The sequence below is a fragment of the Streptomyces sp. SAS_270 genome (genome assembly GCF_052543295.1).
In genome coordinates this window covers 45,838-52,609 of sequence record NZ_JBMNDS010000072.1, presented here as the reverse complement: position 1 = coordinate 52,609, position 6,772 = coordinate 45,838, and the positions used below count along the sequence as shown (strand labels likewise).

Here is a 6,772-nt window from a genome sequence, read left to right as displayed (position 1 = left end):
TTCGCGGAGTTCACCGTGAACTCCGCGACCGCCCGTACGGCGACGCTGGGGGTCCGGTTCGCCAATGGCGCCACCACCGGTGCGAGGCCCGCGAACCTTGTCGTCAACGGAGCCACGGCAGGGGCGCTCTCGTTCGAGTCCACCGGTGCGTGGACGACGTGGACGACCAAGACCGTGACGGTCCCGCTGAACGCCGGCAGCAACACCATCCGGCTGGATCCGACCACGGCAGCCGGACTGCCGAACGTCGACTACCTCGATGTCGGCTGACTGACATCCCGCGCTCTGCCGGTCTCTGCGACCGGCAGAGCGTAGGGAACAGCCCATGCCGCCCGTACGTGACATCGTCAGGAGAAGGACATGAGCAGAACGCGTCTGCCCCGCGCCATCGCGGTCACGGCGACGTTGGTCACCATGGTGTCCGCGAATCTACTCATGGTGCCCGAGCAGGCCCACGCGACCTTCGGAACCGCGGACATCAAGCCGATAGAGAGCAATATCGCTGCCAAGCCCTGGGCCTCGGCGATGGCCGCCTCCGGCTCGTCCAGCGCCCGTCTGGCGATCGACGGCGACCCGACGACGTCCTGGCAACCCGGTAGTGCCGGCGCCCGTCAGTGGCTCACCGTCGACCTCGGTGGAACCTACGACAACCTGCGCAAGGTCAAGGTGCTGTTCCCGGACCGTGGCGTGGCCCACCGGTACGTCGTCGAGGCCTCATCCGACGGTCGCCGGTGGAGGACCATCGCCGACAGGTCCCACAACCGAGCCGTGTCGCGAGGGGAAGTGCACCTGTTCACCCGGCCGGCAACGCGCTTCGTCCGGCTGACCTTCACAGGTGGGCCGGGCCGGGCCCGGGCAGGTGTCAGCGAGCTCCAGGTCTTCAACTACCTGCGGGACGACCTCACCCTCGGCGCCGATCTGTCCTGGATGGACGACGTCCAGGACCAGCAGTACTGGGTCGACCCCCTGGCCGAAGACCGCGGCGCCGGGCCACACCTGCTCGACGTGGCCAAGGACCGTGGCATCGAGTACAGCCGGCTGCGGGTATTCAACGAGCCGCGCAGCGAGAGCACCGGTCAACCGACGCCGATACCGCGCCAGGGCCCGGAGCGCTCACTGGTCTCAGCCAAGCAGATCAAGCAGCGGGGCATAGGCCTGGGGATCGACTTCCACTACGCGGACTCCTGGGCGGACCCGAGCAAGCAACCAAAGCCACGCGCCTGGGCCGAGCTGGAGTTCGCGGACCTGTCCAAGGCCGTGTACGGCTTCACCGCCGACTATCTGAAGCGGTTGATCCGGCAGGGCACCACGCCGGAGAAGGTTGCGGTCGGCAACGAGATCATCAATGGCTTCATGTACGGCAGTGAGGCGGCAGACATCGGCACGACGAATCCGCCGTATTTCGTCGACCAGGCCGACATCTACCAGTCCAAGCCCGGCGGGGGCCTGCTGTGGAAGTACTGGCGGTCGACCGACCCGGTGGAGCGGCAGCTCTACGACCAGTCGTGGGACCGGTTCACCACTCTGGCTGCGGCCGGGATCAAGGCCGTCCGCGACGCGTCACCGACGTCCAAGGTCGAGATACACGTGATCGTCGACAAGGACAAGCTCGCCAAAACCATGGAGTTCTGGCACCAGTTCCTCACCCGGGTGAAGGCAAAGGGCCAGAACCCCGATGTGCTGGCCATCTCGTACTACCCGGAATGGCACGGTACGCCCGAGGCGCTGGATCTCAACCTGAACACCATGGCCACCGCCTACCCCGGCTACGAAATCGACATCGCCGAAACCGCCTACCCCGCTTCGGGCGGCGACGGCTCGCCGTTGCCCAACTCGCCGTACCCGCGAACCGTTCAGGGGCAGGCGGACGCGATCCGGAGGGTGTTCGAGGCCGCCAACGACGTGGTCGACAACCGAGGTTCAGGGGCACTGGTGTGGGAGCCGGCCGGCTACCAGCCGATGTTCCGGGCCGTGCCCGGACTGGCGAACACGTGGGAGCCGCACGCGTCCATCAACGTCTTCAACGCCAGCCGCGCCAAGCACATCCTCCAGGACACCGTCTACACCAGCACCGTGGTGGGGGCCGCCCCGAAGCTGCCCTCCTCCATCCGCATGCTCACCACAGCCAACAACAAGATCACCACTGTCCCCGTCCGCTGGCAGCCGTTGCCACCTGGCGCTACCGACAGGCCGAGCGAGGTGACCGTCACCGGGACGACCGGCACAGGACCGGTCACGGCGGTCATCGACGTCATGCCCAGCCACGGCGAACACGACGTGACCACCTCATAGCCTGCCCGGGAGAACCAGGCCGTGTTCGACCGGGAACGGCCACCCTCACCCCGACATCCGGTGCGCCCGACCAACCGCACGCCGCTCCTGCCACCCCTCGCGGGTGGCAGCACCACCCACACCCGCTGTCGCGCCGTGCGCCCCGTCGACCCGTTGGCCTCTGTCGCCGACGGGACGCACCCGGCAACGGGACCAACCGAACACCAAACCCTCCCCCATCCCCGCACCCAAGGAGTCACCATGACCCTGCGACGACGGACCTTCCTCAGCATGAGCGCGGCCGGAGCGACGGGCGTGGGCCTGTCCCTGCTAGGAGTAGGACAGGCACCGGCCACCGCCGGGCCACTGGACACCGCACCGACCACGCCGTTCGCGGTCGGCGTGCGCCGGTACAACTGGACCCGCGGCAGCCGCCCGTGCACCACCTACGTCTACTACCCGGCCACCGGCAGCGCCGGCGGCAGCCCGGTGACGGACGCTCCGGTCGCAGGTGGGGTCTTCCCCGTCTACAACTTCACCCACGGCTACGGAAGCAGCCCGCAGAACTCCTTGTTCATCATCCGGGCCCTGGCCTCGGCGGGCTTCGTCGTCCCCGCCCCGCACTTCAATCACAACTTCACCGACGTCAACAACGGCAACACCTCCAAGGACGTCTCGCAGATCCTCACCAACACTCTCGCGCTCAACGCGAGCGGACCGCTGGCCGGGCACATCAACACCGGCATCGGCATCGGCGTCTCGGGGCACTCCCTGGGCGGCATGGTCACCCACGGTCTGCTGACCTCCTGGCCCGACAGCCGGATCATCTCCGCCAACCCGCAGTCCTGCGTGGACATGGGAAACCCCGCCGCCTCGGTCTCGGTCAAGGTCCTGTTCGTCCACGGTGACCGGGACTCGACCACGTCGTACTCCTCGGCCCGGCAGGCGTACTCGGAGATGACCTGGCCCAAGGCGTTCCTCACCTTCGTCGGCGGCAGCCACACCAGCTTCTGGAGCGACCAGCGCTTCCCGAGGACCGTCGTCGACTGGGCCCGCTGGACCATGTACGGCGACACCGCCGCACGGGACCGCCTCCCGGCTGACGCGTCCGGGTCGAACACCCGGTGGGAAGCGCAGCTGGGCGACTCCCCCGGCGGCCCGGGCCTCTACACCCTGCTGGCCCAGCACAGCGGCAAGGCCGCCGAGATCAACGGGGCCTCCACCGCCGCCGGCGCACTACTCGTCCAGCGGACCACCACCAGTCGCCCCACCCAGCAATTCGAGTTCGTGGACGCCGGCGACGGCCACGTCCGCGTCAAGGCACTGCACAGTCGCCTGTTCCTCCAACCCACGGGCACCGCGACCGGCGCGGACATCGTCCAGCAGGCCGGCACCAGCGCCACCAGCCAGCAGTGGCGCGTGGTCGATCACGGTGGTGGCGTGATCAGCCTCGTCAACCGGGAGTCCGGCCTGGCGATGGATGTCTGGGAGTACTCGACCGCCGACGGCGCCCGCATCGCCCAGTACACCTACAGCGGCAACCCCAACCAGCGCTTCACCCGCCGCCACGTCTGACCGGAACGTGTCGGGGCACCGCTCGGGCAACAGGGCGGGCGGTGTCCTGCTGTCGAGGCGCAGCTTGATCCCGGTGTCGCGGGGGCGAGCACCTCGGCGACGTTTCCGCTCGCGAGGGTGACGACGCGCGTCGCCGGGTCGAGGGACCCGGTGAGTGGCCAGACGACCGTCGTGCCGTCGCCGGCGTACACGATGAAGTCGAGTCCCGTGGTGTCCTGCTGCGCCGCGACAGTGGCGAGGATACGTCTCGTGGGCGTGTTCTGGGTGTCCCGGTCGACCTTCTGGCCCGTGGTGAGCAAGTCGATCCCGACGTCACGGACGATGCCGCCGAGAGCCGACTTCGAACCCCTCAATGACCTGCTGTGTCTGCTCTTCGAGGCGGATGACGGGTAGGCGCCCGAGGCTTCGGTGAAGGTCTCGATGAGTCCGGCGTGCCGCTCAGGCTCCGTACGCCACCGAATCTGCATCCGCGCGTCACATGAAGGGATCACGCGCACGACGGTCCTCGGGCCGACGGGAGCGCCGAAGGCCGCGTCTGCTGCGATCGCAGTAGGCCCAAGTGTCTGCGAACGGCCAATGACGAGAGGCCGGGGAGCTGCGAGCGTGAGGGTGGACCGTGATCACAGGCTCGGCCGCATGGCATTTTCTGGAAAGGCACGTCGATGTCCCCTCTCGCCCGCTGGTGTCATAGGCACCGGCTCGCCGTCGTCCTGGTCTGGGTGGGCCTGTTGCTCGCCCTGGGAGCCGGAGTCGGCGCCGCCGGCAGCGCCTTCGGCAACAGCCCGACCTCGCAGGACACCGACTCGGCCAAGGCCACGGCCCTGCTGCAGCAGGCCTCCGACAGTGCCGCGGGCAAGAGCGGCCGGGTGGTCTGGCAGCTGGACGGCGGCGAGGTCACCGAGCCGGCCGTCGAGAAGGCGATGACCGGCAGGCTCAACAGCATCGCCGACGCGCCGGGCGTCGCCGCGGTGACCAGCCCTTACACACCCGTCGGTAAGGGACAGATCAGCAAGGACGGCAGGACCGCCTACGCGACGGTTGCGTTCGACCAGGACGTCTCGGACGCCCAGATCGACCACGTGAAGGAACTCGCCACCGAACCGGACACGGGGAGCCTGCACATCGCCCTCAACGGGCAGGCGTTCACCGTCAACCCGGAGCCGAACGCGGCCGCCGACGCCATGGGCATCGTCCTCGCCTTCGTCGTGCTGCTGTTCGTCTTCCGGGCGGTCTGGGTGGCGGCGCTGCCCATCATCACGGCCGTCATCGGCGTCGGCACCTCCGCGGTCACGGTGATCCTGCTCAGCCACCTCATCACGCTCTCCGACACCACGCTGACCCTCGGCTCGCTGATCGGCCTGGGCGTGGGCATCGACTACGCCCTGTTCATCGTCAACCGCCACCGCGCCAACCTAATGGCCGGCATGAGCATCGCGGAGTCGGTCTCCAAGTCCCTCAACACCTCCGGCCGCGCCGTGGTCTTCGCCGGACTCACCGTCGTCGTCGCGCTGCTCGGCATGCTCACCCTGAACGTCGGCATCATCAACGGCATGGCCATCGGCGCCGCCGTCACCGTGGTGCTCACCGTCCTGGCCGCCATCACCCTGCTGCCGGCGCTGCTCGGCCTGATCGGTCCGCGCGTTCTCAGCCGCAAGGAGCGCCGTGAGACGGCCGACTGGACGCGGCCGCGTTCCTCGGGCCGCGCCGGGGTGTGGGGCCGGTGGGCCGAGCGGGTGCAGGCCAGGCCCAAGACCCTGGGTCTCGTCGCTCTGGCCGTGTTGACGGCGCTCGCGTTCCCGACGCTCTCCCTGCGCCTCGGCGCGTCCGACGACGGCAACCTGCCCACGTCCTCGACGAACCGTCAGGCATACGACATGATCGCCGACGGCTTCGGCCCCGGCTTCAACGGCCCGCTCGTCCTGGCCGTCCAGGCACCCACCGCCGCAGACAAGGCAGCCGAGGCGAAGTTGGTCACCGCTCTCGGAAAGGTCGACGGTGTCGCCAGTGCCAACCCCGCGCCCATGAAGGAGGGGCAGACCGTCGGAGTGGTCTCCGTCGTCCCGACGACCTCCCCGCAGTCCGAAGCCACCTCCGACCTGATCCACCACCTGCGTGACGACGTGATCCCGCAAGCCGAGCAGGGCACGTCGATGAAGGTGTACGTGGGCGGTGTCACCGCGAGCAACGACGACTTCGCGTCGGTCCTGATGGGCAAGCTGCCCGTCTTCGTGCTGGTGATCGCCGCGCTCGGCTTCCTCCTGCTGACCGTCGCCTTCCGCAGCCTGCTCATCCCCGCCGTCGGCGCCGTGCTCAACATCCTCAGCATCGGCGTGGCGTTCGGCGCGATCGTGGTCGTCTTCCAGTACGGCTTCGGCGCCGGACTGCTCGGACTCGGCGCCGGCGGACCGATCGAGTCGTTCGTGCCGATCCTGGTCGTCGGCATCATGTTCGGCCTGTCCATGGACTACCAGGTCTTCCTCGTCAGCCGGATGCGCGAGGAGTGGTCCCACACCGGTGACAGCCACCGCGCGGTCCGGGTCGGGCAGGCCGAGACCGGCAAGGTCATCGCCGTGGCCGCGACCATCATGGTCTGTGTCTTCGGCTCCTTCGTCTTCGGCGGCATGCGGGTGATCTCCGAGTTCGGCGTGAGCCTCGCGGTGGCGGTCGCCGCGGACGCCCTGTTGATCCGCATGGTCGTCGTTCCCGCCCTCATGCACCTGTGCGGGAAGGCGAACTGGTGGCTGCCCCGCAGTCTGGACAGGGCACTGCCCGACGTGTCCGTGGAAGGCCCTGCCGACCAGCCGGGGCAGCCGCACGCGGTGCCGGAACGGACGACCGCCGACCTGGCCAACTGACGGTCGGCACGACGGACCGGCTTCCCGCGCGCGGGCCGGCGGAAACGGGGTGACCCCGGGTTCCGCCGGCC

General features: G+C 68.9%; 5 protein-coding genes. 4 read left to right on the top strand and 1 reads right to left on the bottom strand.

What is annotated here, in order from left to right; translation table 11 throughout:
* The 3 genes from ACN6LB_RS34975 to ACN6LB_RS34965 form a co-directional block, all read left to right on the top strand.
* Window positions 1-270 (top strand): carbohydrate-binding protein (locus ACN6LB_RS34975; protein ID WP_445029349.1); only part of this gene is annotated, 270 nt, incomplete at its 5' end.
* A 90-nt stretch (window positions 271-360) separates the two neighbouring features.
* Window positions 361-2,292: a glycosyl hydrolase 53 family protein gene (locus ACN6LB_RS34970; RefSeq protein WP_445029348.1), complete on the top strand. Its 1,932-nt coding sequence runs from the start codon at window positions 361-363 to the stop codon at window positions 2,290-2,292.
* Window positions 2,293-2,532: 240 nt separating this feature from the next.
* Window positions 2,533-3,846 carry an RICIN domain-containing protein gene (locus tag ACN6LB_RS34965; RefSeq protein WP_445029347.1) on the top strand — a complete coding sequence of 438 codons (1,314 nt, stop codon included), beginning with the start codon at window positions 2,533-2,535 and terminating at the stop codon, window positions 3,844-3,846.
* Here ACN6LB_RS34965 and ACN6LB_RS34960 read toward each other — a convergent pair.
* The gene (locus ACN6LB_RS34960; protein WP_445029346.1) at window positions 3,801-4,313 is read right to left on the bottom strand and encodes a hypothetical protein; all 513 of its coding nucleotides are present in this window, start codon (window positions 4,311-4,313) and stop codon (window positions 3,801-3,803) included. The genes ACN6LB_RS34965 and ACN6LB_RS34960 overlap by 46 nt on opposite strands.
* Before the next feature lie 195 nt (window positions 4,314-4,508).
* Here ACN6LB_RS34960 and ACN6LB_RS34955 point away from each other — a divergent pair, with 195 nt between their 5' ends.
* Window positions 4,509-6,701, top strand: a complete 2,193-nt coding sequence (locus ACN6LB_RS34955) for an MMPL family transporter (protein WP_445029345.1) — start codon at window positions 4,509-4,511, stop codon at window positions 6,699-6,701.
* Window positions 6,702-6,772 lie beyond the last annotated feature (71 nt).

Bases quoted from the DNA above. Each gene is read 5' to 3' on its own strand.
- ACN6LB_RS34970 (WP_445029348.1), top strand. From the start codon at position 361: ATGAGCAGAACGCGTCTGCCCCGCGCCATCGCGGTCACGGCGACGTTG.
- ACN6LB_RS34965 (WP_445029347.1), top strand. From the start codon at position 2,533: ATGACCCTGCGACGACGGACCTTCCTCAGCATGAGCGCGGCCGGAGCG.
- ACN6LB_RS34960 (WP_445029346.1), bottom strand. From the start codon at position 4,313: ATGCAGATTCGGTGGCGTACGGAGCCTGAGCGGCACGCCGGACTCATC.
- ACN6LB_RS34955 (WP_445029345.1), top strand. From the start codon at position 4,509: ATGTCCCCTCTCGCCCGCTGGTGTCATAGGCACCGGCTCGCCGTCGTC.